Origin of the sequence: Novosphingobium sp. PY1, assembly GCF_017312445.1 — a bacterium.
Taxonomy (GTDB): domain Bacteria; phylum Pseudomonadota; class Alphaproteobacteria; order Sphingomonadales; family Sphingomonadaceae; genus Novosphingobium.
On record NZ_BLTI01000006.1, the window covers coordinates 325,010 to 351,906 of the forward strand.

Below are 26,897 nucleotides of genomic sequence, written 5' to 3' on the forward strand. Positions count from 1 at the left end.
ACTCGCGCATTCGATAGCTGCCGGGACGTGCCGTACGATCGATCCATCTGCACCATGAAGCCTCCGTTCTCGTATCCTGGAAATGGAAGGGCGCGGCCTTTCCGCACTGTAAGACCGCGCCCTTCTTTGTGCCGGGGAGGAGGAGAGAGAGTTCCCCGGCCTCGGGGGGAGAGGTTCAGCGTTCGTCCCAGCCCTCCATTTCTTCCAGTTCCTTGCCTCTCGTTTCATTGATGAAAGAGCGCACGAGGAAGAAGCTGATGGCGGCGCAGATGGTGTAGAACGCGTAAGTGAGGCCAAGGCCCAAGCCACTTGCCATACCGGGGAAGGACTGGACCACTGCGTAGTTCGCGGCCCACTGGGCAAGACCGCACACGGCGAGAGCCGAGCCGCGCAACTGATTGGGGAACATTTCACCCAGCATGACCCACATGACCGGGCCCCAGCTCACGTTGAAGAAGATAACGTAGAGATTGGCTGCGACCAGCGCGACCAGGCCGATCGACTGATCCAGCACCAGGTTACCTGCCGCATCGAGCGTTCCGCTGGTAAAGACCCAGGTCATTGTGCCCAGCGTCACTGTCATGCCGGCCGAGCCTATCAGCAGGAGCGGCTTGCGTCCGATCCGATCGACAAGGCCCATGGCCACGAAACAGGCCGCAATGGATACGATACCGGATACGATGTTGCGTTGCAGGGCAGTCTCCTCGGACGCACCGGCGAGCTTCCACAGGGTTTCGCCGTAGTAGAAGATCACGTTGATGCCGACGAGTTGCTGGAAAACCGCCAGAACGAGCCCGGCCCACACAATCGGCCGCAGGATTGTGCCGGGTGCCATGACGTCACGCAGGCGCGGGCGGTGGTCGTGCGAGAAGCTGGCCCGGATTTCCTTGACCTTGGCGCTTGCCGAGAAGGCGCCGAACAACCTTGCGAGAATGGCTTCCGCTTCGGTGTCGCGCTTGCGGCTGACAAGATAGCGCGGGCTTTCAGGAATGGTGAATAGCGCGATCAGGTAGACCGCCGCTGGCACCGATTGTGCAAGGTACATCCAGCGCCAGGCAGGATGACCGCCGATCATGCCCAGCGAATCGCCCGCTGCCTGAGCCAGGAAGTAGTTCACCACGAAAGCCAGCGTCAGGCCGGTGATGATCATGACCTGTTGAACCGATGTAAGGCGGCCGCGCATGTGAGCGGGGGCGACTTCCGAAATGTAGGCCGGAGAAAGAACGCTGGCCGCGCCCACTGCCATGCCGCCGGCAAAGCGTGCAATCACGAAGATCGTGTGATCGGGCGTCAGACCCTGGATGAGGGCACCGATCAGGAAGATGACTGCCGAAATCATCATGACCCGCTTGCGCCCCATGGCGTCTGCCAGACGTCCGGCCAGGAAGGCGCCGGCGGCGCAGCCGATCAGCAGAGAGCCGACGGTGAAGCCAAGCCCGGCGTCGTCGAGCGCGAAAGCGTCCCGAAGACCTGCCTGGGTTCCGTTGACTGCGCCACTGTCATAACCGAAAAGCAATCCGCCGATAGTCGCAACCGCGACGATTGCGCCGACCAGCGACATCCTGACATTGTCTTGCCCGCTATCGTTCATCAGTTTTCCTCTCACCCGCCCAACATGCGGACTTGCCATTTTGTTAGCGCTACCTAAAACAGAATCCAGCAACTGCGCAAGAGGTCTGTGCAAGCAGATCGATTAATTCAACCGGTGAACATGGAAAGTCACGGTATCCGTGAATGCAGGGTGCGAAAATGCAAGGATCAATTTGATTGAAGCATCGATGTGCTGCCGGGCATGTCACATTTTGCGGAGAGGAAAGAATGTACCGAACAGGATGGCGGTATGCCGCGACCTTGGGCCTGATGTCGCTTGCACAGGCGGCCTCAGCCGCCAGCGATGATGATGTCATTCCGGTCGAGGTCGAGGCTGACAAGATCGGTGCCACGATTGACCGGAATGTCTTCGGTCAATTTGCAGAGCACCTCGGCTACGGAATCTATGGCGGAGTCTGGGTAGGCAAGGATTCGGAGATCCCCAATGTTCGGGGTATTCGCAAGGACGTGGTCAGCGCACTGAAGGCTATAAAGGTGCCCAATGTCCGGTGGCCGGGTGGCTGCTTTGCCGACGAGTATCACTGGCGTGACGGGATCGGACCGCAAAGTGCGCGCCGTGCGACGGTCAACGCGAACTGGGGCGACTCGGGCGAGCCGAATACATTCGGAACGGACGAATTCATGGATTTTGTCAGCCAGATAGACAGCGAAGCCTACATTTCGGTGAATGTCGGTTCCGGCACGGTGCAGGAAGCCGCGGACTGGCTCGCCTACATGACAGCGCCTGCCAGCAGCGCTGCGGGCAAGGAGCGGGCGGCGAACGGTCATCCGGAGCCCTACAAGGTTCGCTATCTCGGCCTCGGCAACGAGAGTTGGTCATGCGGCGGCGCCATGCGCCCAGAATACTATACGGATCTGATGAAGCGCTACGCCCGCTTTGTCCGCAACTACCGGCCCGAGCAGATGGAAAAGGGCACGGCTCCCATGCAGCGTATAGCCGTGGGGCCCAATGGTCCGGATACAGCCTATACAGAGCAGGTCATGAAGACCTGGACGCAGCACGACTGGGCCTGGAATATCGAGGGCCTTTCACTACACTCCTACACGACTGGCGGTTGGCCGCCATCGATGTCGAGCACCGATTTCGGCCGGGATGCTTATGCCTCGCTCGTCAAGGAAACGCTGGGGATGGACGCCATGATCGCCAGCCATTCCGCCATCATGGACAAGTACGATCCGGACAAGAAAGTTCCGCTGGTGGTCGATGAGTGGGGCGTCTGGCTGGAACCCGCACCGGGCACCAACCCGGGGTTCCTGATCCAGCAGAACTCGCTGCGCGATGCGATCATCGCGGCCCTGAACCTCAACATCTTTGCCCGTCATGCCGATCGCGTGCGGATGACGAACATCGCCCAGATGGTGAACGTCCTGCAGGCCATGATCCTGACCCAGGACGAAAAGATGCTGCTGACGCCTACCTATTACATTTACAAGATGTATGTGCCGTTTCAGGATGCGCGCTTCGTACCGGTGAGTTTCGACGCTGGCACCTATCGTGAAGGAAGCGTTGAACTGCCGCGCGTCGATGCGATTGCCGCGCGCGGAAGGGACGGCAAGCTCTGGCTGTCCGTGACAAATCTCGACCCCTCACGAAAGGCGACGATCTCCGCCAGCTTCGATGGATTGACGATAAAGGCGCTGGCAGGCGAAGTATTGACCGGCCCAAAGGTCAATTCGATAAACAGCTTCGATGGTCCCGATGTGGTCGTGCCAAGACCGATCTCCGGAACGGTGCGCAATAACAAGGTCACCGTGGACCTTCCGGCCAAGTCCGTCGCGGTCTTTCGGCTTGACGAATAAGGAAATGGCAGCGGCCCACCCGACCGAGGTGGGCCGCCAAGTCCCTCCAGATCAGTGGGTCAGGGCAGCATTGCCCCAAGTCACGGGATCGGGAAAACGCACAGGCGTCGCGGTCCGGGCGACGATCTCCACAAGCTTTGCACCCGAGACGTCAGCCTTGATCGTGGAGGGAGCCTCGCCGAAGCGCTTGGGTTCGGACCGGGCAAGCAACCTGCCATCGCCGTAGACCAAGAATGTCACAGGCTCGCTCCTGTCCCGCGCGCTGTCATCCACACCGACCTCAGCGGAAAAGTGCTTGTATCCGGCATTGCGGATTTCCAGTCGCGAATTTGCAAGAACTCCGATCCCGTTTTGGTAACGTTGCCCGGAAACGGCCAGTTCCTCGCCATATGGTGTTGCATCCGCCTGGGCGCCGCCCCAACCGCCATAGCGCGGATGTTCTCCATTGCCGTGGGTTGACTGCCAGGGCAGGATCGCGCGATGGGTCATCGGTTCTGCTTGCGGAACGGTAACACCATCCACGGCCGGATTCACGCTGCCCGGCATTTCCGACAGATAGTAGCCATCGGCCAGCACGCGCTTGCCCTTCGCCTTGAATACCAGCGTCTCGCGCGGGGCCAGCCTGAACTTCTGCTCGCCCTTGAACTGCGCGGTCCTGCCCGTCCAAAGATCGGTGAGTTCGATCTGGGCGTCCGCGAGGAACTTGAGGTGTTCGGCGGTGAGCACGGCGTCCAGCGGCGCGGAGGTGCGATTGAGGATCGCTACGCCCTTGGTGCCGTCGGCAAGAGTCTTGGCATAGATTTGCACATCGTCGGAGTCGTAGGCCAGTACCGCCTGATTTCCGGCCGGATCCTGATCGAGCGCGATGATCCGTTCATTGCCGAGGATCGCCATCAGCTCGGGCGCGGCATGGCGCAAGTCGTAGCCGATGATCAGGGGGGCGTTGAGCATTGCCCACATCGAGAAATGGGTGCGTGCCTCGGTCAGATGATCCGCGTCGAATTCCCCGCTGCCAATATAAAGCATGTCCGGGTCGTTCCACGATCCGGGCTGTGCGTAGAGGGCTCGCCGCGAAGTGCTATCCATGTTGAACAGCATGCGGCCCCAGATCGGGAAGATATCCTCGCTGGTGCGAGAGAGGTTCCCGACGTTCTTCGCCCAGGAGCGCACATCGGCCGATCCCCAGATGCATAGCGAGAACACGAAGTCGTTGTCGGGATTGTAGCGTTCCAGGGCGTCGGCCACCTTGTCGAACAGGGCACGCACCGCCGGAATGTTCGTCCGGCCCAGCGAATCGGAATCGATCAGCGGCGGAAAGGCGCGAAACTCTCCGGAGGCCACGCGCGGGCTCCCCTGCGGCAGGCCCCTGATGCCGCAGCCATCCACCTTGATCAGGTCGAAGCCCCACTCCGCGAAATAGAGGCCGATATCCCGGTCGACGTGATCGTAAAGGCCCACTTCGCGCTCGGCCACGGTGCCGCTGGGCAGACTGGCCTTTTCCTCGCTGTAGATCTGACCGCAGGAATTGCGCCCGATCTCCGAGTAGATGCCGGCTTTTAGTCCCATGGCGTGCAGCTTGTCCGTCAGCGGGCGAAAGCTGGTCGTCCCGTCGCTACGGATTGCCGAAGGGAAACGGTCGGTGCGGATGACGAGACGGCCGTCTGCCCCGCGCCGAGCCCACCAGCCTTCGTCAAGGTCGACATAGCGATAGCCCTTCGCAGCCAGCCCGGATGTGACGATGGTTTCGGCAGCGCCGAGAATCTTGGCTTCATTGATTTCGAGAGCAAAGGCGTTCCAACTGTTCCATCCCATCGGTGGCAGGGCGGCATTGCCTTTATCATAGGCGGTCCAATCGCCTTTCGGATCGAGTTCGTCGGCATGGGCCGCAGTCACGGTCAGAGCCAGGATGGCAACCGCGCCAAGGAGGCGAAAACCTCGTTTCATTCGGGATCTCCCGGTTGGAGTATGAAGCTGTCTATATCGAGAAAGCCGCCCTCGCCCTGCGTGTTGAAGCAGGAGAGCGCGAACTGTTCGCCCTGGAACGTGCCGGTCCGCCAAGCGAAGGCGAGCGGAAACGTGCCTCCAAGCGGGACCCAGTCCTTACCATCGAGGCTGTAGGCCATGCTGGCCTTGTCCCTCGTGAAATCGGCATTGACGGAAAGCCAAAGTTCCGAGCCCGCGATAGCTGTTCCGGCCACCTTCACTTCCTCGCGCGGGCCGCTCTGCGTGCTTTCCAGAAGGCCCATGGTCAGGAACGGGCGCCCCTTGGGATCGCGGCTTGCAGCGATGGTCGCACTGTATTGCCCGAAAGTGCCGAACCCGCACCGATCGCCTTTTTGCAAGCCTGCGATGTCGAGTTTCACGACGGCGCGGCTGCGCGGTCCCTGGGCCTTCTGCACCAGCGTATTACGCGCCGACCAGAGGTTATCCGCACGCATCGCATGAAGTCTCAGCCATCCCGGCCGCTCGTTGAGGGACCATGCACTATCATCCGGATTATGGTTCCATTGCCACTGCATACCAAGCCGGGCTTGCGTGAATCCGTCCGACGCGGCGAGCTGCGATGGCGCAAATCCATCGATCGGCTTGCGCGCCCGTCCGGGCACTTTTCCCGGTTCTTCCGGTGTGCCCCAGATGGGCCAGTCATCCTTCCAGAACACGGGACTGAGGTTGGTCATTCGCCCTATCGAACCGGCATCGGCCATGACAAAGCCGAACCAGCGACCGTCAGGCAGGTCGACAAGCGCGCCTTGGTGGCCACCGGTCCTGTCGTCAATCTGCTCTCGGGTTTCCCAGGGGCCAGAGAGGTTGCGCGAGCGCGAAACCGTAAGCGCCATGCGCGGCGGCACGGCGTTGAAAATGTAATACCATCCGTTGCGCTTGACGATCTTGGAACCCTCGCCGCCCGGTACGAAATGGATCTTGCGCGAACCCACGATCCTGTCGAAATCGCGAGCGAGCGTCAGCAGCGTGATTGTGCCGTCCGAATTGACAGCTGTGGCGATATAGCCTGTACCATCGTCATCGATGAACAAGCCGGGATCGAACGCCTCGCGGTTCAGTTCGTGATATTGCCAGGGACCGCGCGGATCCGGGGCATAGTAGATACGGGTATTGAGCCCCACGGGCGTCACCGCAAGGTAAAACATGCCCCGATGGTGACGCAGGCTCGTTGCATAGAGTCCGCGTCTGTATCCATTGCCGCCCTTCAGATCATAGGCCGGCGTGCCATCGATACGTTGGACCACATGACTGTAGAATTCCCAGTTCACCAGGTCCTTCGAATGCAGGATGGTGATACCGGGAGTGTTCACGAAAGTCGTGGTGGAAAAATAGAAATCTTCGCCCACGCGAATGATGTCGGGGTCGGGATAGTCAGCGTAAAGCACCGGATTGCGGAATGTGCCATCGCCCTGATCGGCCTGCCAGACCTGCGCCATGGCGGGGGTTCGGGAGAATGTGCAGGCGCACAGGGCGGCCGCCGCGGCAAGAATTGTCAGGCGCATATCCGCAGGGTCCAGCGTTGCAGCGCGATCAATGGGCGAGGTGGGCGCTGAAAAAAGGCATGACGTGATTCTGGAACCGATTGGCCACCGCGCTGGTATGCGTGCCCGGATAGATCTCGAGGCTGTTGGCGATGCCGTAGCTGTCGAACAGGGCGTGCAATTTTCGGGTATCCACCTTCAATCCGTCCTGATCGCCGACATCCATGGCAATCGCCGCGTACTTGCGCAGGTTGTCGATGTACTGATCGGCGAAGGCGAGGGGGGAATTGGCCATCCACTTGGCGATGATTTCAGGCCGGGCCGTGCCATCTTTTACCGGCAGGTCGAGATAGAGGGGCGGATTTCGGGGATTGGGAGACCATGCCGCAGCCATGGCCAGCGCTCCGCGCGGGCCGAACGACAAGTCCTCCGAATCGGCTGGCATCCTGAGCTGGGCCACCTTGGCCTCCAGGTCCGGCTCGAAGCTCTGCGGATCGCGCACCGAAAGACAGCATGGGCTCATAAGATAGAGCGCCCCGAATACGTCGGCATGCTTCAGCCCGATCCGCGTCGCTCCGTAGCCACCCATTGAGTGCCCAACCAGCCCGCGGCTGCGCCTGTCACGAAGTGTGCGGTAATGACTGTCGACATAACCCACGAGATCGCGCGAAACGAACGTCTCGAAATCGCCGGTCGTCTGCGAACTGGAATACATCGATCCGTTATAGGCGGTCTTGCTGTCCGGCAGGACCACGATCATCTCTGCTGCACCTTCCGCAAAGGCGCCTTCGACTGTCTGGGGAACGTGGATTTCCTTCATCCATTGTTCTGCACCGATAGAGTAGCCGTGAAGCGCATAGACAACCGGATAGCGCCTGCTCGGCTCCTTGCCGTAGCTTGGTGGAAGAATGACGACGACATCCCGATCTGCGGATTCGCCTTCGAGATTCCCTTCGATCGCAATGGAATGGACCTTGATGCGCTCAACCGTAGCCGGTTTCGCTCCCGCCACTGGCGTGGGCACCAGGGTCTGCACTTGCGCATGCCCGGGCAAGGCTACCGATGCGAGTGCCAGCGCCGTCGATACCATGAATGGTCGCGACGGCCTCGACCAGCACGTCGCCATGCCGCTGAGGCCTTGCACGGCAAAAGACATCACTTCGCGGAATTGCGCCATCTCATCCTGTCCCCTTGCGAATGGTACCGGATCTGAGTTTCGAAACACGTCGGCCCGGTAATGGCCGTTTTGTCAGCGTAAATATTCTGAGTGTCAATTGCAGATCGTAATGATTGGTGTTCACGGCGCTGGCCAAACACGCCTTTCGTGCGATATTAATGGCGGTATTACAGATATATAAGCCGGACGCCTCCCTGAGGTCGCCTGAGTATGTATTTGAGGTAGCGATATCATAGAATCGCTGGTACACTAATAACTCAGAGTGAAAATGGGGAGAGAATGCCATGCGGATTGCGCTGAATGGCGCGTGCACAGGGCTGGTTCTGGCACTGGGCGCATCGATAGCGCTGCCCGCGACAATCCGGGCGCAGACACCCGATACCGTTAGCGCAACGATCGACGCCCGCAACCGGTCGGAGCCGGTGACGCGCCATGCCTATGGCATGTTCATCGAGCCCATTGGAGGCCTTGTGGCGCGCAGCCTCTGGGCCGAGATGCTCGATGACCGCAAGTTCTACTATCCGGTTGTGACCGCAGCGAAAGACGTGCCCCCGCCGCCGAACCCGGAGGGCAGGCCGGGAGTAACCTACAGGAAATGGCGTCCCATCGGAAATGACGGTGCCGTGGAAATGGATACCTCCGATCCATTCGTTGGCAAGCAGTCCCCCAAAGTCGTTGTCCAGGGCAAGGAAGTGCGCGGCCTCGGCCAATCGGGTATCGGCATCGCGGCCGGTAAGCGCTATGTCGGCCACCTCTGGCTGTCGGGGGATCCCGGTGTCAAGGTTCAGGTCGCACTGGTTTGGGGCAAAGGACGCGCGGATCGCATGGTCGTGGCGCTCCAGGCTCCCCGACGCGGTTGGCAGAAAGCCGAATTCGCCTTCTCGCCCAATACTGACGCGAGCGATGCGCGATTGGAGATCACCGGTACAGGCTCCGGCACCTTCAGGGTCGATGCGATCTCCCTCATGCCCGATGACAATATCGATGGCTGGCGCGCCGATACGACAGCGATTGCCCGTTCGCTGAATTCCGGCATGTGGCGTCTACCCGGCGGAAACTTCCTGTCCGATTGGGACTGGCACGGCGCACTGGGCCCGCGCGACAAGCGTGCTCCGATGTTCGACCATGCTTGGAGCGCCATGCAACCAAACGACCTCGGCATGGACGAATGGATGAAATTGACGCAGATTCTCGGTGTCGATCCTTATGTCACGGTCAATGCCGGTCTTGGCGATGCCCATTCTGCTGCCGAGGAAGTCGAATATCTCAACGGTCCGGCCACCAGTGAATGGGGAGCCAGGCGGGCCGCGAACGGGCACCCGAAGCCTTATGCGGTCAAGTACTGGAACATCGGCAATGAACCCTATGGCTGGTGGCAGATCGGCCGGACGACGCTTGACTATTTCATGATCAAGCATAACCGCTTTGCGGAAGCCATGCGGGCTGTCGATCCGTCGATCGTTCTGATTGGATCGGGTGCGATGCCCGATCAGCTCAAGCCGCGCGATACCAAGGAAAACCCGTCATTGGAAAGTATCCGTCACAAGTTTGGAACCGAGGAAGACTGGACTGGCGGACTGTTCGCCAAGGCGTGGGGGAACTTCGACGGCGTTAGTGAGCACTGGTATGACTCAGCGGAAAAGCGCCCTGACGCACCGGCCGATGCCGAACTCATGGAGTACGCGCGTTCGCCTTCGAATCAGGTGAGAATGAAAGCGGAAATCTGGGATATCTATCGGCAACGGTTCCCCAGGATCGACAAGGACCATATCTTCCTGTCGATCGACGAATATGCCTACTTCGGCGGCGCCAACCTGAAGTCAGCACTGGCCTATGCAATGGTCATGCAGGAGATGCTGCGCCATACCGATTTTCTGAAGATGAGTGCCTTCACCACTGGGGCATCGACGATGGACATCACGGCCACCGACTCGGTTCTCAACAGCACCGGTCTCGTGTTCAAATTATACGGTGAGCATTTCGGTGAAGGCACGGTTCCCTTGGCAGTTACCGGAAATTCGCCGCAGCCGGAGCCCCGTTACCCGGTCGGTTACGATCATCCGCAAGTGCGCGCCGGCAGTCCGACTTATCCGCTGGACATCATCGCTGCACTGGGTCCGGACGGCAAGTCGTTACGCATCGGCCTGGTCAACGCCACGTTCCAGAAGCAGTCGGCAGATCTCTCTTTCAAGGGGCTCTCGATCGCGGGAGCCGGCGAGCGCTGGGTGTTGACCGGTAAGTCGGTAGACGCTGCAAACAAGGTCGGCGCTACGCCTCAAGTCACGATTACCAGTAGCCAGGCAATGCCGTATCAGGGGGCGCTGTCGGTCCCGCCGATCTCGATAGTGGTCTACGAGTTTCCCTTGAGAAATTAGTCCGAATGCCTGACGGGCGAACTGGGCGGGATCGCGGTTGCGGTTCCGCCCTTCTTTTCGACCCTTGCGGATTGCGCTCAGCTGCCCCGCAGCAATTGCATGACCATCGCCCGTATCCTGCCGTAATTCCCCTGATCGAGCGGGCCGAGGATGCCATGTTGCTCTGCCGGCAGATGAGCCAGGGGATGACCGTTCGGACGGAAAACATAGTGATCGAAAAACGCCCGCCAGGCCGCACGTTCAGGCGCAGGACGTTCGGCGATGGCAATCATGGCCAGCATCATGGTCGTGAATGGTGCATCGGGTCCGGCAGCGAAAGCGTCCCACCAGTAATTGACGAGCAGATTGAGATCGCCTTGCGCCTCTACCTGATGCCACCACAGCTTGGGAAGATAGAGCGCGTCACCCGGCTCCAATTCGACGACCAGCGCACGATCGCGGATGGCTTCGAAGCGAGGATATTGTGGATCTTCGCGGCTTGATCCAGTGGCCAGGCTTACAGGCTGGCCCGCCATCGTGTGATCGATCGGGCCGACATAAAGATCGCTGACGGCTTCGGGAGGAAAGAGTGTGAATGTTCGTCGGCCGGCCACTACACAAGCGACGTTGTCGAACGTGTCGTAGTGACATGCGACTGTCGACGCATTGCCTATCCAGACTCGTGGCCTTGCAGTCGGCGGCACAAAGGGCAGTACGTTTTCTTCGGCGAAGCCGGGCAAGTGGACCTCGGCCGGGAGCGATCCCATGTAGACAGAGCCCAGTGACGGATTCTCGGCGCACTGGGCAATCCGATCCAATGCGGGGCCGATGGCCATGGTTTCACGCTCGAAATTGAAACCATCGCGGTGCGAACCGTAATGATACCGGGCTGCGATCGAGGTGTCGCCAACGAAAGCCATTGCCGGCTGCCCACTGTCAAACGCACAAAGGTATTCCCGCAGGTCTCGGTCGGACTTCGTCGCCACTCTATGCGCGGGCCAATCGGCGCAACCCTTGCGCAGGATGACCGGTTGGCACGGCTCGATGACATTCCTTTGAAATGCCTCCGGACCGGAAATCTCTTCGAGAGAAATCTCGGCAACCGATTCTTCCGGCATCGCTTTCAAGCAGCCCGGCTGAGTCGGTGATTGCGAATATGGGCCAGGGCGCTGACATGCTTGAGCGAGCCGACCATGGTGTAGATCAGTTGAAGATAGCCCTTGCGAAACAAGTCGAGCACCGCAGCGTCTTCCAGTTCATTCACCGTATCAAGGCTAACTGTATAGAGGCCTTGCAGCACCAGCTTCTCGCCATCGTCGAAATTCAGTGAAATATCGATCGGCTCGATCAACTTGAGGCGCAGGAGGGTGGCAGTGAAGGTTTCTGATTCGCGCTTGCCGGTTACCAGTTGAGTCAGGACCCGCCGAATATGGCGTAAAGGCGTGGCGGGCCGCCCATCCATATCGAATAAGAGTTCTCCTTCGTATTCGCTGAACCTGGGGCAGGTCGGGTCGATGGCGATTTCATCCTCCGATACGTAAAAACCCTCGCGCTGCTGGTCCAGCGTCCGGTATGCGGGCGCAGCACCATCCCGATGGTCGGAAAGCAGGTTCTCACCCGGCTTGAAGCCGAACATGGCGCCAACATAGAAGGCGCCGGTCTCCGGGCTCTTTGCCAGCAGGATCGGACAGCTCGCGGCCGCGCCGGCAAATTCACTCGGCATGATTTCGGTGAAATGCGCCGCTTCGGAATGCCGTTGCCGCAAGCGCAAGCTCCGATGTTCATGGGAATTTAGCGCTACCAATTGATTTGCCATATTCTTCTCTCCCGGACGGCGTCCGCATGCTGCAGACGGCGTAAATCGGTGCTTCTTATCGCCGTATTCCGCAGCAAATAGCGCAAAAACCGGCTCTCGCCAAGCACTGCAGAACTTTAATCAATACACCTACAAAAGACTATTGATAGCGCTACCTTCCGGTGCTACGAATTGGTCAGAAGAAAGGAATCGGGGAGGATCAGGGCGAAGCGCCGTGCTGATGACGGCTGGCAGCGTCGGCCTCTCTGGACAAGTTAATTTCTATCTGTCGCGCAAGCGATGTCTGATCGAACCGGATCAACGCGGTCGATACATAAAAGGGCATGGAGGGGATATGATGATTTCCAATCATACTGGCCGAACTTTGAGCAGTCGCCTTAGGCATGGTCTTTTTGCAGCCAGTGCATCGGGCGTCCTCGCCTTTGCGCTCACGGCTCCTGCTTATGCGCAGGAAGCGGGAGGCGAGGCCGGAAATACCGCTCCGCAAGCCCGTGATGGCGAGAACGGCGTCATTATCGTCACCGGTATTCGCGGTTCGTTGCAGCGCAATCTTGATGCCAAGCGCGAAGCCCCTGGCGTAGTAGACGTCATCTCTTCTGAAGAAATCGGCAAGTTTCCTGACTCTAACGTGGCGGCATCGCTTCAGCGCCTTCCGGGCGTTTCGATCCAGCGCGACGGACCGCGCGGCGAAGCCAATGGCGTGACCATTCGCGGTTTTGGCGGCGACTTCAACGAGACGCTGGTCGATGGTCGTCGCCTTTCGACGGCAACCGGCGGCCGTTCCATCGATTTCAGCACGGTCGGTTCCGATTTCATCGGGTCGCTGGCTGTATACAAGACGCCGGACGTAGCGGTAGGCTCGAATTCGATCGGTGCCACCATCGATATCGCCTATCCCAAGCCGCTCGACAGGCCCGGCTTCCACATGGCTGCGAGCGCATCCGGATCGATCCAGAACTATGCCAAGAAGGTCGTGCCCTCTGTCGGATTGCTGATCAGCGACACCTTCGCCGACAATACCTTCGGCATTCTCGCCGATGTCATCTATACCCGCCACGATACGCGCACCAACAACGTCTACGTGCATGGCTTTCCGGGCGGCTTCTACGCGCCTTGCCAGCTTCAGGGCAGCACGGCGGCCGTCTGTAATCCCACGGACGATACGACGGCTGATCCCAGCCAGGTCAAGTCGGTCGTGGGTTTCTTCGAGCAGCAGTACGGCGCCCAGCAGACCTATACCAAGGATGAGCGCATCGATGGACGGATCGCGCTGCAATGGCGTCCTTCCGACGACATTCTGCTTACGCTCGACGACAACTATACCGAGCAGCGCATCAATTCGAATACGTTTGGCTTCGGTATCTGGTTCAACCAGGGTTCGCTGCGCAACGTCGTTCTCGACGACAACGGCGTACCTTTGGACTTCACGCAGGCAGGTTCGCAGACCGACTTCACGGCTGAGCGCGCCAGCAACCTGCGTCGAACCAATCAGACTGGCCTCAATGTCAAGTGGAACGTCAGCGACAACTTCGAAGTCGAGGCCGATGGCAGCTTCTCGAAGAGCTGGCTCAATCCGGACGGCCGGATCAGCTCGCGCGGTGCGGACATCGGCTATGGCTTCGGCATTGGCCCGACGCTGGGTATCTCCATCGATGGCAACAGCAGCGGTGCGTTCCCCTCGCTCCATGACTATGGTGCGAATGGCGATCCAAGCCGCTGGGCCGACACGTCGGTCATCGGTTCGCATGTCACCGTCAATATCGCCAACAAGAATACGGATACAATCAAGCAGGCCCGGCTGTCGGGCAAGTGGACCCAGGACGACTTGACCTTGACCTTCGGGGGGACCTACCTCGATGATACCTTCAAGTTCCGTAGCGCCAATACATTCGGGAACAACTTCTGGCAGGCCTATTCCGGCTATGGCCCAGCTTCGGGCACCAGCGGTGGTGTTGCAATTCCGCTGGATCTCTACAACGGAATGGTGGGAACCGGCGGTTTCATTCCCGGATTTGACGGAATGCTGCCGCCTACGTTGATCAATTTCAACGCGGTCGACTATCAGAACTTCCTGACGTCGCTGGGCAATCCACAGGCTGGCAATATTCCAGGCTACAACTACGGATGCTGCAATGGCGATTTCACCGGCACGTTCGATGTCGCTGACGATGTTGGTAGCTACCGCAACATAAGCGAAAAGACCTGGTCGCTCTTCCTGAAGGCCCGGTTCGAGACCGAACTGGCGGGGATGCCATTCACCTTCACGGCGGGCATGCGCCAGGAAACGACGCACTTGAGCTCAAGCGGCCTCGGCCGCCTGCCATTGTCGATCACGCCGAGCACGACCGATCCCACCCTGCTGACGGTCAATTTCGGCCCGGTGCAGCCGGTCACGACCAAGAACAATTACAGCTACTTCCTGCCCGCTGTTGATGTGAAACTAGAGGTCATGCCGGATCTCGTCCTGCGCTTCGATGCGTCACGTACCTTGACCCGGCCGACGCTCAACTTGCTGACTCCGGTTCTCAACATCGGTACCGGCCAGCGTATCGGCGCGCTCACGGCCGATGGCGGAAACCCGACCCTGAAGCCCTATCTTTCGGACAATTTCGATCTTGCGGCGGAATGGTATTACCAGCGAAATTCCTATTTCGCAGTCAACCTCTTCCTCAAGAACGTCTCGAACTTTATCGTTCAGGGCACGCAGCGTCAGACGATCAACGGTGTCGTCGATCCGTCGACAGGGCAGCCTGCGCAGTTTACGGTTTCTCAGCGCCTCAATGGTCCTGATGCCACCGTTCGCGGCATCGAGCTTGCCTTGCAGCATACCTTCGGTGACTCCGGCTTTGGCTTCATCGCAAACGCCACATTCGTCGATACCAACAAGCCCTATGACCGCAGCGACATCAGCCAGAGCGGCTTTGCTGTCACCGGCCTTGCGAATTCGGCAAACTTCGTCGGCTTCTTCGACAAGTACGGGTTCGAGTTCCGCGCAGCGCTCAATTGGCGTGACGAGTATCTGCTCCAGTTCGGACAGGTTCAGAACACCGGTGCCTTCGGAGCCGAGCCGACCTTCGTGAATGCCAGCACGCAGATCGACCTCAGCACCAGCTACCAGATCACCGAAGGCCTGAACGTCTTCGGCGAGATCCTGAACCTGACCAACGAAACGCAAAGCACGCACGGTCGCTACAAGAACCAGTTGCTTGACGTTTACGGTTACGGTCGCCGCTTCACCGCGGGTGTCCGTTACCGCTTCTAGCTCCTCCCTGGCCGGAGGTGTCGAAAGGATTGACACCTCCGGCAAACTGGTTTTGCCTCAGCTCATGCAGCGACCCACCAAGAAGATCGTTATCGTTGGCGGCGGCACGGCCGGATGGCTTACCGCCGGCGTGATCGCCGCCAGGCACCTCAGCCGGATGCCTGGCGGATTTTCGGTTACCCTCATCGAATCGCCGAATACGCCGATCATTGGCGTGGGCGAGGGGACCTGGCCGACCTTGCGGACGACGCTGGCCAAGATCGGCGTATCGGAAACGGACTTTTTCCGGGAATGCGATGCGGCCTTCAAGCAGGGAGCCAAGTTCGCCCGCTGGACCACCGGCGCGCACGATGACGCGTATTACCACCCGTTGATGCTGCCTCAGTCTTTCGCGCAACTGAACCTCGCTCCGCACTGGTTGGCAAATGGCGAAAGCAGCTTTTGCGACGCGGTTTGTCCGCAAGGGCGCATCTGCGACGATGGCCTTGCCCCCAAGACCATCGCAACACCCGAATTCGAAGCGCTGGCGAACTATGCCTATCACCTCGATGCGGGCAAGTTCGCGCCCTTCCTGCAGCGTCATTGTACGCAGAAGCTTGGCGTTCGCCATGTTCTGGCAGACGTCCAGCGTGTCGAAATGACCGAAGATGGCGATATCAAGAGTGTGGTCACCGAGCAGGCCGGTGAAATCGAAGGCGATCTTTTCATCGACTGCACCGGCTTCAAGGCGCTGCTGATCGGCGAAGCGCTGGGCGTGCCATTCAAGGATTGCAGCGATGTGTTGTTTTGCGACACGGCGCTGGCGGTTCAACTGCCTTACGAAAGCGAGACGAGCGCGATAGCCTCGCACACCATATCCACCGCGCAGTCCGCCGGGTGGATCTGGGACATCGGGCTGCCGACCCGGCGCGGTATCGGCTATGTCTATTCCAGCGATCACACGAGCGGTGACGATGCCGAGCGCGAATTGCGCACCTATCTTGGCGCTGCGGGCAAGGATCTGCCGATCCGCAAGATCCCGATCCGCTCTGGCCACCGCGAGACTTTTTGGAAGCGCAATTGCGTGGCTGTCGGCCTGGCTGCGGGATTCCTCGAGCCGCTGGAAGCCTCCGCCATCGTCCTGATCGAGCTGTCGGCCAAATTGATTGCCGAGCAGATGCCCGCCTGCCGCGAGGTCATGGACCCCATCGCGCGGCGGTTCAACGCCACCACCGACTATCGTTGGGGCAGGATCATCGACTTCCTCAAGCTTCACTATGTCCTGACGCAGCGCAGGGACAGCGCGTTCTGGCAGGACAACCTGCGGCCCGAATCCATTCCCGAAAGATTGCAGGAGCTTCTGCTCCTCTGGAAATACCAGGGCCCGTGGTTCCACGACGAGTTCGACCGGGTTGAGGAAGTATTTCCTCCGGCAAGCTATCAATATGTCCTTTACGGCATGGGTTTCCGCACGGAGGTGGAGCACGAAGCTCTGGCAGGCGACGCCGGACTTGCCGCCAGGGCCATGCGAGAAAACGCGGCTCAGACGCAGCGGCTGCGGGCAGGGCTTCCCCGTCACAGGGACCTGATCCGGAAGATCGTCGATCATGGTTTGCAGCCGGTCTGAAGGCGATCCTGTCGCGGGTGCAGTTGCAGGGGGAATTCATCCCTTTCGAACGTGCGGATGGCGCACGAGTTGCCGTCCGCAAGCGTCTCGACGGGGCTTGCGGGTGTTGTGGAGCCTCCCGGTGTGAGCTGACCGAACTGCCCACGTAAGTTTCTCACCATTCCAGAGCACGAACCATTCCAGCAAACGACGAGGAATACGCATGACTCACCCCCCATCGCGCCTTCACCGGTTGACGTCCCTGCTCCTTGCCGGTGTCATGGTGTTCCCTGTCGCAATTTCGCCGGTTTCCGTAGCGGCACAGGAGGCCGGTTCCATGACCGGGATCTCGCCAGTGCGCGCGAAGGCCAGAGCCATGGCGGCGGATCTCGTCGCAAAGATGACGCTGGATGAAAAACTGGGTCAGTTGCTGAATACCGCTCCGGCCATTCCGCGTCTCGACATTCCGGCCTACAACTGGTGGACGGAATCGCTGCATGGGGCGCTGGGTTCCCTTCCGACGACCAACTTTCCCGAGCCCATTGGCCTTGCCGCTACTTTCGATGCGTCGCTTGTGAAGGATGTTGCCGGTGCAATCAGCACCGAAGTCCGAGGACTTCACGCACTGGCACGCAAGACGGGCCGGATGGGGCGCATTGGCACCGGGCTCGACACATGGTCTCCCAACATCAACATCTTCCGTGATCCGCGCTGGGGCCGCGGGCAGGAAACATATGGAGAGGATCCCTATCTGACAGCGCGCATGGGCGTGTCCTTCGTGGAAGGGATGCAGGGGCCCGATCCCGATCTTCCGGATGTGATCGCCACGCCAAAGCACTTCGCTGTCCATAACGGTCCGGAATCGACGCGCCATCACGCCAATGTCTTCGTCTCGCGCCACGATCTGGAGGACACATACCTCCCCGCTTTCCGCGCCGCTATCGTCGAGGGCAGGGCCGGTTCGGTCATGTGCGCCTACAACCGCGTCGACGGACAACCAGCCTGCGCCAGCCAGGAACTTCTGCAAGAGCACCTTGTCGATGCTTGGGGCTTCCAGGGCTACGTCGTGTCCGACTGCGATGCGGTGAAGGACATCAGCGACAATCACAAGTATGCGCCTGATGGCGCAGCAGCCGTCGCTGCCGCCATGCGCATGGGCGTCGACAGCGAATGCCACACATGGACCCTGTCCGACACCGACGGATTGACCGACCGCTATCGCGAGGCGCTGGAGCGCGGCCTGATCACGTTAAGCGATGTCGACAGGACACTCATCCGCCTCTTCTCCGCTCGGCTGCGCAATGGCGACTTGCCGGGCGTGCGCAAGTTGAGCACCTTTACGTCCTCTGCCGCCGATGTCGGCACCCCGGCCCATGGGGCGCTGGCGCTCAAGGCCGCGGAAGAGAGCCTGGTGCTTCTCAAGAATGACGGAATCCTGCCGTTCCAGACTGCCGGAATGAAAGTGGCCGTGATCGGTCCCTTCGGTGATGCCACCCGCGTGCTTCGGGGCAATTATTCCTCGACTATTTCGGCCCCGCCGATCTCGGTGGTCGACGGATTGCGACAGGCCATGCCGAAGGCAACTGTTTCCTACGTGCCCTTCGGCGAGACTGTGACCGATGGCGATCCGGTGCCGGAATCGGCACTGGTGAGCGACGATGGCAAGCCGGGTCTCACGGCGCGCTACTACAATGTGCAGGGCACGCCGCCCAAGCTCTTCGATCCGGGGAAGCGTGACGAATACCTGAAGACCGTTAAGTTCTCCGAAAAGCCGGTCGTGACCCGCCGAGAGCGAAGCGTCGACGGACGGAGCCTTGATCTGGCGCAGGTCTCCGATCATCACCGGGTGGTCTGGACAGGCTACCTCGTGCCGCCGGAGAGCGGCACTTATCGCCTCGGGCTTTCCGGCTTCCAGAGCGGTCGGATGGAGTTCGACGGTAAGCCGTTCGTGGACCTCAAGGATGCCCAATGGGGCAGCCTGCCGACCATGAAGACGCTAACCCTTGAGAAAGGGCATCGCTATCCGGTCCGGATCATCGGCGAGGCGCATACCGGCACGGCCGGGATCGGTTTTGCCTGGAAGCGGATTTCGACGGACCCCGCCGGTGACATGCGCCGCGCTGCTCAGGCGGCCGATGTCCTTGTCGCTGTGGTCGGCCTTACGTCCGATCTGGAAGCAGAAGAATCGCCGATCGAGATTCCGGGGTTCAAGGGCGGCGACAAGACCACCCTCGATATTCCGGCGGACCAGCGAGAGTTGCTTGAGCAGGCGAAGGCAACCGGTAAACCGCTGATCGTCGTGGCCATGAACGGCAGCCCGATCAACTTGCATTGGGCGAAGGAAAACGCCGATGCTATCCTGGAGGCATGGTATCCGGGCCAGTCGGGGGGGCTTGCCATTGCCAATGTTCTGACTGGCAAGGCCAATCCGACCGGGAAGCTGCCCCTGACCTTCTATCGCAGCGTCGAGGATCTGCCTCCCTTCGACGATTACGACATGAAAGGGCGAACCTATCGCTACTTCACCGGGAAAGCGGTCTATCCCTTCGGCTACGGTCTCAGTTACACGACATTCGGCTATGGCCCGGTGGCAGTTGAACCTGCTTCGGGCGGGGCGCAAGATGGCATTCGGGTAACCACGCAGGTGAGCAACACCGGCCAGCGCGCCGGCGGCGATGCCGTTCAGCTCTATCTCGATTTCCCCGATGCACCCGGCACGCCCAACATCGCCTTGCGCGGATTCCAGAAAGTGTCGCTGCAACCGGGAGAAACGCGTCACGTAACCTTCACTCTTTCCCCGCGCGATCTCAGCTCGGTCACCCCGGATGGCGTTCGCAAGGTGTTGAAAGGCCATTACAGGGTGACGGTGGGAAGCGGTCAGCCGGGCTTCAGTGCCGCGACGCAATCGGCCGATTTCTCGGTCGACAAGGCGGTTACGCTGCCGAAGTAACCACTGTTCAGGTCCTCAGCAGCGGCCCGTTCAGCGTGACGGGTCGCCCTGGGACCAGTTCCACTTCAGCGCTGCGCTCGTTCAGATGGACGATCCGCATTCCCGCAATGCGACTGATCAGTCTTGCGCAGACAAGTTCGCCAGCGCGCCATTCCAGGCTGACCTTGCAGGCGCCGCGTATGCGCAAGCCTCTTACGGAGCCATCCGGCCACGCGCGGGGAAGGGCAGGCAGAAGGCGGATCTCATCATCGCGGCACTGGACAAGCATCTCGGCAATCGCCGCTGCGCCGCCGAAATTTCCGTCGATCTGGAATGGGGGATGCGCGTCGAACATATTGGGATAGGTCCGGTCGGGACCGAGAAGGTAGCGCAGGATACGGTGCGCATGATCGCCCTCGCGCAGGCGAGCCCATAGATTGGCGCGCCATGCCGTTGCCCAACCGGTGGATTCGTCGCCGCGCAATTCAAGTGACTTGCGCGCGGCCATGGCTAGATCGGGCGTCTCATCGAGGTTGATCTGGTGGCTGGGGAAAAGCCCGTAGAGGTGGGAAACGTGGCGGTGATGCGGCTCGGGCGCTGAGGAATCCCAGTCCTCCAGCCACTCCTGCAATTGACCTTGAGCCCCGATCTCGTCGGGAGCGAGCCGCCTGCTCGTGTCGAGGATCTGCGCAGACAAGTCATCATCCAGGCCCAGGATAGTCGCAGCCCTCGCCGTCTGTGCGAAGAGGTCGCGCAGGATCTGCCGGTCGACGGAGGGCCCGGCGCACACCGACGCCCCGCCGGGATGCTCGTTTTCGGGTGAGATCGACGGATTGGTGACGAGATATCCGCTGGCCGGATCACGCTGCAATGTGTCGAGAAAAAACAGCGCCGCTCCCCGCAACAGGGGATAGACAGAGCGCAGGAATGCCGTGTCGCGGTGATAATCGTAATGGTCCCATAGATGCGTGCAAAGCCAGGCGCCGCCCATCGGCCATAGACCCCACGCTGCTCCATCGATCGGCGCAGTGGCTCGCCACAAGTCCGTATTGTGATGTGCGACCCACCCACGTGCGCCGTACATCTCCCGAGCGGTGCTCGCACCGGTCTGCGCAAGATCGCGCACCAGCGCCACGAGGGGGGCGACGCATTCGCCTAGTGCGGTTGGTTCGGCGGGCCAGTAGTTCATTTCAGTATTGATATTGATCGTGTACTTGGACCCCCACGGCGGGTCGTCACTGTCGTTCCAGATACCCTGCAGATTGGCAGGCTGGCTCCCCGGCCGCGATGAGCAGATCAGCAGATAACGTCCATATTGGAAGTAGAGCGCAGCGAGGGCGCTGTCCTGTGATGCCTCACTGGTCCGAATACGTTCGTCAGTGGGACGGTGCGCAGCCGGGGTCTCCCCCAGATCGAGAGAGACGCGGCGATAGAGCCGTCGGTGCGACGCGGCGGTGTCGGCCGCGATACGCGCAAAGGAATGGCGACTGGCAGCTTCTATCTGACCGCGCGTGATCTGCGACGGGTCTCCGCCGACATCGTCGAACTGACGATAGCTGGTTGCCATGGCGATCAGGATCGTCACGGCGTCGGCGCCTTCCACTGCAAGCGTGTTGTCGCTGACCGAAATCCTTCCGCCTTGAGGCAGAACGCGTGCCCGTGCCTCGAAGCGCAAGGCTCCCTCCACACCGTGCGCCGCGTTGTTCCGCCCACCGAAGATCAGCGTGCCGCCATCGATCGAAAGCACTCCGTCGTGAGGCGCCCCCAACCCGACGAGACAGTGCATCCTGCCTGGTCGATCGGCGGACAAGTGCACCGCAATGACCTGATGATCGGGCGATGCGATCACCTTGCGGGACCAGGAAACGCCATCGGCCTTGAAGGTTGTCGCGGCAAGGGCTGCATCGAGATCCAGTTCTCGCAAGTAGCTTCCCTGCTCGATGGGGCCGAGGTGAGGCATTGCTATCGTCAGGTCGCCGAAGGTCTGGTAGGCCATCTGGCTCAAGGGGCGAGCCATGAGCCTTGCATCCGCCAGGGTTTGCGCTTGGGTAAAATGTCCTTGTTCGATCAATCGCCGGATTTGCGGAAGTGCCTCGCGCGCTGAGGGATTTACCGGATTGTAGGGCCCCCCGGTCCAAAGCGTATCCTCATTGAGCTGGAGGTGTTCCAATCCGGTTCCGCCGAATACCATGGCGCCGATCCGGCCGTTACCCACCGGAAGGGCCTCGGTCCACTCACGCGCCGGCTGACAATACCACAGGCGATCCCGGGCCGTCGGTATCGGTGCCGCACCGGATGGCACAGGTGAGCCAAGTTCGCCCAATGCCGTGGCCGCTGCTGCACTCGCCGTGCCCGTCAACAGCTTGCGGCGGGTCACCGAGAAGTGATCCTTGCCCGCGCCGAGAGGGTGACGCAAAGGTCTGGCCGGGTTGCCGACTGGAACGCTCATCGACTTCTCACTATCCTCTCCGCGTGGGGCCGAAGTGCGGACGGCTTTCTGGTGGCCGCTTATCTTGTCGGAGTAATGATAGCGCTATTCAAGGTCAACTGGCGAGATCGATTTAAGTGCTCTGGCCCGGTGTACCTTGGCATTCACGGTAGCCCGGAATGGCAAGCCAGTCAGCCGGCGACGAGGAGTTCCGACAGATCTTCAGGATGGGAGACTCGCTGGCGCGATTGCTGCGCATTTTCGTCCGGCGTCCGAACATGCTGCAGGAACTGATCGACCTGCAACTTGAGCATGATCGCCTGCTGTTCGATTTCGGTCGAGGACGTCAGCACCTGCGACGCGGCTGCGCCTGTCGACAGCGACGTTTCGCGGACCTGCTCGATATTGGAGGTTACGTCGTCCGCACTGCGTGCGGCCAGGTCGATGCTGCGCGCGAGATCTTGCCCTGCGATCGATTGCTGGTCCACGGTCGCGGCAATCGAAACCGAAGTCGCTTCCAGTTCCTCGATGTCCTTGCCGATTGCGCGCAGTGCTGCGACGCTGCATTCGGTCGATTCCTGGATGACGCGGATCTGTTGCGAAGCTTCTTCCGCCGCCCTGCTGGTGCGGTCGGTCAGTTCCTTGACCTCCGATAGACGCCTGCGGAGAGGGCCGCGAGGTCCGAGGCCGAAGCCACGGTACCCGTGGAGGATCACCAGCAAGTGATCGACCGGGCCAAGACGATCGCACATATCTTGAGCGACCAGGACAATTCCTGAGACAGGGGAGTGACAGCCATTCTTGAGGGTCTGATCAAGCGTGCCCGGTTGCAGCCGCGGCCCGAGGACGGCGCAGTCGAAACACCGGAGCCTGTCACGAAGCGGCGCTGCTTGCTCATCGATGACTCGCGTGTCATCCGAAAGGTCGCCTGGCGCATTCTGGAGGGGCTGGCCTATAAAGTCAGCGAAGCGGAAAATGGCGAAGAAGCGCTTGTCCAATGCCGCTCGGCGATGCCCGATCTCTTCATGGTGGACTGGAACATGCCGGTCATGAGCGGCTTGGAATTCGTGACCTCCTTGCGGGGAATGCAGGGCAACCGCCGGCCAAAGGTCATGTTCTGCACCACTTATTCCAACACCGACGATATCCGCAAGGGGATAGAGGCCGGGGCCGACGAATACGTCATCAAGCCTTTCGACCAGCAGTCCCTGCACGCCAAGCTGCTGCGCATCGGCGCCGCTTGACTGATTTGCTTCACTCGGCCGCGATCGGGCTGGTTTCGGGAACTGGTGAGGGAAGCGGTGCAACGCGGTAGAGCCGGAATGCGATGGCGAGCGCTGTGAGCACGAGGGTGCACGAGAAGAACGTGACCCCGTTCCAGCCCACCCCGGTCCAGGCATAGCCACCCGCAGATCCAAGAACGCTCGATCCCAAATAGTAGAAAAACAGGTAGCACGCTGTCGCCTGCGCACGATCCCTGCGTGCGCGCCGCCCGACCCAGGCCGAAGCGATCGCGTGCGCGGCAAAGAACGCAATCGTGACGATCCCTATTCCGGCGATGATCAGCGGCAAGGGGCTCGTTGCAGTCAGTGCAATGCCGAGGACGAAGAGGACAAGCGGCAGCCAAAGACATTTGCGGGGTCCGAACACCCCGGAGAAATGGCCCGCGACCGCAGAGCTGATTGAACCGAGCAGATAGAGCAGGAAGATGAGCCCGACTTGGGCCTGAGACAGTGCATAGGGTGGGGCAAGCAGGCGATAACCGGCATAATTGTAGATGCTGATGAAAGCCCCCATGATCAGGAACGCTTCCACAAACAGCCAGGGCAGGGCCTTGTCGGCGAACAGGTGCCGGAAGCCGGCTATATAGCTGCCCCAGGAGTGGCGGCGCGGGATGAATTGTCGCGAAGGGGGCAGGATCTTCCAGAAAAGAGCCGCAATGATCAGCCCGGCAATGCCCGTAATGCCCAGCGCATCGCGCCAGCCGAAGTATTCGGTCAGCACGCTCACCAGCAGTCGTCCGCTCATGCCCCCGATCGCGGAGCCGCCGATATAAAGCCCCATCGCACGGCCGACGGCGCCATCCTCGACCTCCTCGCTAATATAGGCCATCGCGACGGCCGGGACGCCTGCAAGCGCCAGTCCGCACAGGAATCGCGCCGCGAGTAGGCTTTGCCAGTTCGGCAACAGGCCGAGCAGGGTGGTCAGTGCCGCCGCGGCCAGCAGCGAAGCGATCATCATGGGCCGGCGACCCAGCCTGTCGGATAGCTTGCCTGCGACCAGCAGCACGAAGGCCATCGGCCCTGTCGCCAGCGATACTGCAAGGCTCGCTTCCTCAGCCGCCACGCCGTAAGTCTTGCTGAACAATGGCATCAGGGGCTGGGTGCAGTAAAGCAGCGCGAATGTCGAAAGGCCGGCAAACAGCATGGCGATGCACAAAAGCCGATAGGCGGCGGTTCCGGGCGTGATCTTCTCGGCTTCCATTCGCCTCGCTATGGAGTGCCTGTAACCGGCCTTCAATGCATGAAGTGGTGCTGCGAGGCGCAAGACGGATAGTTGTGCGGTGAGGGCTGTCACCGTAGATCGAACGATGTTGAACAAGCAGTGGGTTGATGCCGAAGATTGTCGATCACTCAGCCCGCCGCCGGGCCGTCGCCGAAATCGCCGCGAAGCTTATCGCACGCGACGGTATCGAAGGGACCAAGGTCCGGGATATCGCGCGGCTCGCCGGTTACAGTACCTCGATCGTCTCGCACTACTTCAAGAGCAAGCACGAGCTGCTGATGTCAGCCTATCGCATGCGCATGGAAAGGACCGTCGCGCGTGTCGAGGAAGTCTCGCGCGAAGGAAGCGCACTTCTCGACAGCCTCGCTTCCGTTCTGCCACTCGACGAGGAACGGGTCGAAAGCTGGCGCATCTGGCTGGCCTTCTGGGGTCTCGCGACTGCAGATGAAACGTTTCTCCAGGAACAACGCCAGCGCAGCCGCGAATCCGTGGATCTGTTTCACCGCGCGATCGTCAACTCAGGCGCCATGCCGGATGACGAGCAATCCCGGCTCGTCGCGCAGGCACTGCTGAGCAGTGTCGCCGGGATTGCAACCCAGGCGATCTACGATCCGGAAAATTGGCCAGCGCAAAGGCAGCTTAGGATTCTGAAACTGCATCTGGACAACCACATCCCTGGCTGGGAAAGTCGAAGCGGCTAAGAATTGTTTATGAAGCCTTGGCTCAGGCCCAGGTCTACCTGCTCGGAACGCAACCCGACCTGCCCTCATCCTTAGCGTATTTTCAGTACTGTCGCATGGTCCTGACGCGACGGTCAGACTTGGAAAAAGTCTTCATTCCGGCGTTATTACAATAAATTAAATTGTCTCCGCCGCGCATTTTTTGAATCTCGAGGCGATGAAGCGGCTCAATGGACTTGATGCTCTGCGCGGCATCGCGGCTGTGAGCGTTCTGCTCCATCACATCAACATTGATCGCGTCGGCATGACGTCCAACAATGCCTATCTCGCGGTCGATTTCTTCTTCATGCTGTCCGGTTACGTCATGGCCAGGACCTATGAAGGCCGCTTCGCTACCGGACTGGGGGCGGCCCGCTTCATGTTCCTTCGCTATGCGCGGCTCTGGCCCGTCATGGCATTCGCATTTCTCCTCGGCATTCCCGCGGCACTGACAGGCATGGGGCTGACCGGCATTGCGGTCCTGTCTTTTGCTTTCAACATGGCACTGCTGCCGTACTGGGCTGCCTGGAGTCCCTATCCATACAATGTCGCAGCTTGGTCGATCTTCTACGAGCTGGTGGCAAACCTCATGCACACGCTTCTTTTCTGGCGGGTGAGGACAAGGCTTCTCGTGCTGTGTGTCTTTGCAATGGGCGCCGTGTTCATCGGCAGGGGTTTGACTGCGCCGATCCTTCACGTCGACGGTCTGGGAGCGTTTGGCTTCGCAGGCGGTCTGCCCCGGGTCTTGATGAGCTATCCGCTCGGCATCGTCCTTTATCGACTTTGGAGGGATGATCCTCCGATCAGCATTCCTGCCCCACTCGCCTATCTGACAATGCCCGTTGTGTTCATGGGATCGGAGTTGAGCGGCGTTCGCAACATATTCATGGATCTGGCTTTCGTCCTGATCCTGTGCCCCGTCATGATCGCTGCCGCACTGAAGTGGGAGCCTCCGGCTGTCGCGAAGAAGCTGGGCGAAATTTCCTTCCCCTTGTACGCGGTTCACGTGCCGGTGATGACTCTGATGTCGATTTCGAAGCTATCGGTCTTCCTCGCAATCCCGGCCTCATTCATTCTGGCCGTCATCGTCGACCGAGCGTTGAGCCGCTTGCGGCGAGACAGACTGGCGACCGACCAGACCGAACCCGCGGCTTCGGGTACCCCGCTTCAAGATGCAGGCAGCGGGATCGCCGGGCCAGTTGCAGGCCATGTGCATTTGAACTGAG

Annotated in this window: 17 protein-coding genes; 8 read left to right on the forward strand and 9 right to left on the reverse strand. The window is 60.3% G+C overall.

The window, feature by feature from the left end:
- Positions 1-175 precede the first annotated feature (175 nt).
- Positions 176-1,591: a sugar porter family MFS transporter gene (locus tag J3474_RS09505; RefSeq protein ID WP_207093934.1), complete on the reverse strand. Its 1,416-nt coding sequence runs from the start codon at positions 1,589-1,591 to the stop codon at positions 176-178.
- Between the two features lie 269 nt (positions 1,592-1,860).
- Here J3474_RS09505 and J3474_RS09510 point away from each other — a divergent pair, with 269 nt between their 5' ends.
- Positions 1,861-3,411: an alpha-N-arabinofuranosidase gene (locus J3474_RS09510; protein WP_207093935.1), complete on the forward strand. Its 1,551-nt coding sequence runs from the start codon at positions 1,861-1,863 to the stop codon at positions 3,409-3,411.
- Between the two features lie 51 nt (positions 3,412-3,462).
- Here J3474_RS09510 and J3474_RS09515 read toward each other — a convergent pair whose 3' ends face one another.
- The 3 genes from J3474_RS09515 to J3474_RS09525 are packed head-to-tail and all read right to left on the reverse strand — an operon-like array spanning position 3,463 to position 7,986.
- Positions 3,463-5,355 carry an NPCBM/NEW2 domain-containing protein gene (locus J3474_RS09515; protein WP_207093936.1) on the reverse strand — a complete coding sequence of 631 codons (1,893 nt, stop codon included), beginning with the start codon at positions 5,353-5,355 and terminating at the stop codon, positions 3,463-3,465.
- Positions 5,352-6,917, reverse strand: a complete 1,566-nt coding sequence (locus J3474_RS09520) for a glycoside hydrolase 43 family protein (RefSeq protein ID WP_207093937.1) — start codon at positions 6,915-6,917, stop codon at positions 5,352-5,354. Before J3474_RS09520 ends, J3474_RS09515 begins: the two co-directional genes overlap by 4 nt.
- Before the next feature lie 28 nt (positions 6,918-6,945).
- Complete coding sequence (locus tag J3474_RS09525) at positions 6,946-7,986, reverse strand: alpha/beta hydrolase family protein (RefSeq protein WP_207093938.1); 1,041 nt, start codon at positions 7,984-7,986, stop codon at positions 6,946-6,948.
- Between the two features lie 371 nt (positions 7,987-8,357).
- Here J3474_RS09525 and J3474_RS09530 point away from each other — a divergent pair, with 371 nt between their 5' ends.
- Positions 8,358-10,448: an alpha-L-arabinofuranosidase C-terminal domain-containing protein gene (locus J3474_RS09530; protein WP_207093939.1), complete on the forward strand. Its 2,091-nt coding sequence runs from the start codon at positions 8,358-8,360 to the stop codon at positions 10,446-10,448.
- Positions 10,449-10,525: 77 nt separating this feature from the next.
- Here the strand turns inward: J3474_RS09530 and J3474_RS09535 are convergent, their stop codons facing one another.
- Positions 10,526-11,545: a cupin-like domain-containing protein gene (locus J3474_RS09535; protein WP_207093990.1), complete on the reverse strand. Its 1,020-nt coding sequence runs from the start codon at positions 11,543-11,545 to the stop codon at positions 10,526-10,528.
- 5 nt (positions 11,546-11,550) lie between these two features.
- Positions 11,551-12,243, reverse strand: a complete 693-nt coding sequence (locus tag J3474_RS09540) for a SapC family protein (RefSeq protein ID WP_207093940.1) — start codon at positions 12,241-12,243, stop codon at positions 11,551-11,553.
- Between the two features lie 337 nt (positions 12,244-12,580).
- Here J3474_RS09540 and J3474_RS09545 point away from each other — a divergent pair, with 337 nt between their 5' ends.
- From J3474_RS09545 to J3474_RS09555, 3 genes are all read left to right on the forward strand, one after another.
- On the forward strand, positions 12,581-15,505 hold the full coding sequence (locus J3474_RS09545) for a TonB-dependent receptor (RefSeq protein WP_207093941.1): 2,925 nt from the start codon (positions 12,581-12,583) through the stop codon (positions 15,503-15,505).
- A gap of 64 nt (positions 15,506-15,569) precedes the next feature.
- Positions 15,570-17,111 carry a tryptophan halogenase family protein gene (locus J3474_RS09550; protein ID WP_207093942.1) on the forward strand — a complete coding sequence of 514 codons (1,542 nt, stop codon included), beginning with the start codon at positions 15,570-15,572 and terminating at the stop codon, positions 17,109-17,111.
- A gap of 202 nt (positions 17,112-17,313) precedes the next feature.
- Positions 17,314-20,040, forward strand: a complete 2,727-nt coding sequence (locus tag J3474_RS09555; RefSeq protein ID WP_376706523.1) for a glycoside hydrolase family 3 C-terminal domain-containing protein — start codon at positions 17,314-17,316, stop codon at positions 20,038-20,040.
- A gap of 7 nt (positions 20,041-20,047) precedes the next feature.
- On the opposite strand, the gene J3474_RS09560 is transcribed toward J3474_RS09555, so the two are convergent.
- Together J3474_RS09560 and J3474_RS09565 are read right to left on the reverse strand one after the other, a co-directional pair.
- Positions 20,048-22,468 (reverse strand): glycoside hydrolase N-terminal domain-containing protein, encoded by a 2,421-nt coding sequence (locus tag J3474_RS09560; protein ID WP_207093943.1) that lies wholly within the window; start codon positions 22,466-22,468, stop codon positions 20,048-20,050.
- Positions 22,469-22,638: 170 nt separating this feature from the next.
- Positions 22,639-23,199, reverse strand: a complete 561-nt coding sequence (locus J3474_RS09565; protein ID WP_242528312.1) for a methyl-accepting chemotaxis protein — start codon at positions 23,197-23,199, stop codon at positions 22,639-22,641.
- A 75-nt stretch (positions 23,200-23,274) separates the two neighbouring features.
- Between J3474_RS09565 and J3474_RS09570 the strand changes: the two genes are divergently transcribed.
- The gene (locus tag J3474_RS09570) at positions 23,275-23,691 is read left to right on the forward strand and encodes a response regulator (RefSeq protein WP_207093993.1); all 417 of its coding nucleotides are present in this window, start codon (positions 23,275-23,277) and stop codon (positions 23,689-23,691) included.
- A gap of 10 nt (positions 23,692-23,701) precedes the next feature.
- On the opposite strand, the gene J3474_RS09575 is transcribed toward J3474_RS09570, so the two are convergent.
- Positions 23,702-24,931, reverse strand: a complete 1,230-nt coding sequence (locus tag J3474_RS09575) for an MFS transporter (protein WP_207093944.1) — start codon at positions 24,929-24,931, stop codon at positions 23,702-23,704.
- A 128-nt stretch (positions 24,932-25,059) separates the two neighbouring features.
- Here J3474_RS09575 and J3474_RS09580 point away from each other — a divergent pair, with 128 nt between their 5' ends.
- Both J3474_RS09580 and J3474_RS09585 read left to right on the forward strand, forming a co-directional pair.
- Complete coding sequence (locus tag J3474_RS09580; protein WP_207093945.1) at positions 25,060-25,653, forward strand: TetR/AcrR family transcriptional regulator; 594 nt, start codon at positions 25,060-25,062, stop codon at positions 25,651-25,653.
- A 196-nt stretch (positions 25,654-25,849) separates the two neighbouring features.
- Positions 25,850-26,896 (forward strand): acyltransferase, encoded by a 1,047-nt coding sequence (locus tag J3474_RS09585; protein ID WP_207093946.1) that lies wholly within the window; start codon positions 25,850-25,852, stop codon positions 26,894-26,896.
- Position 26,897: the final 1 nt, after the last annotated feature.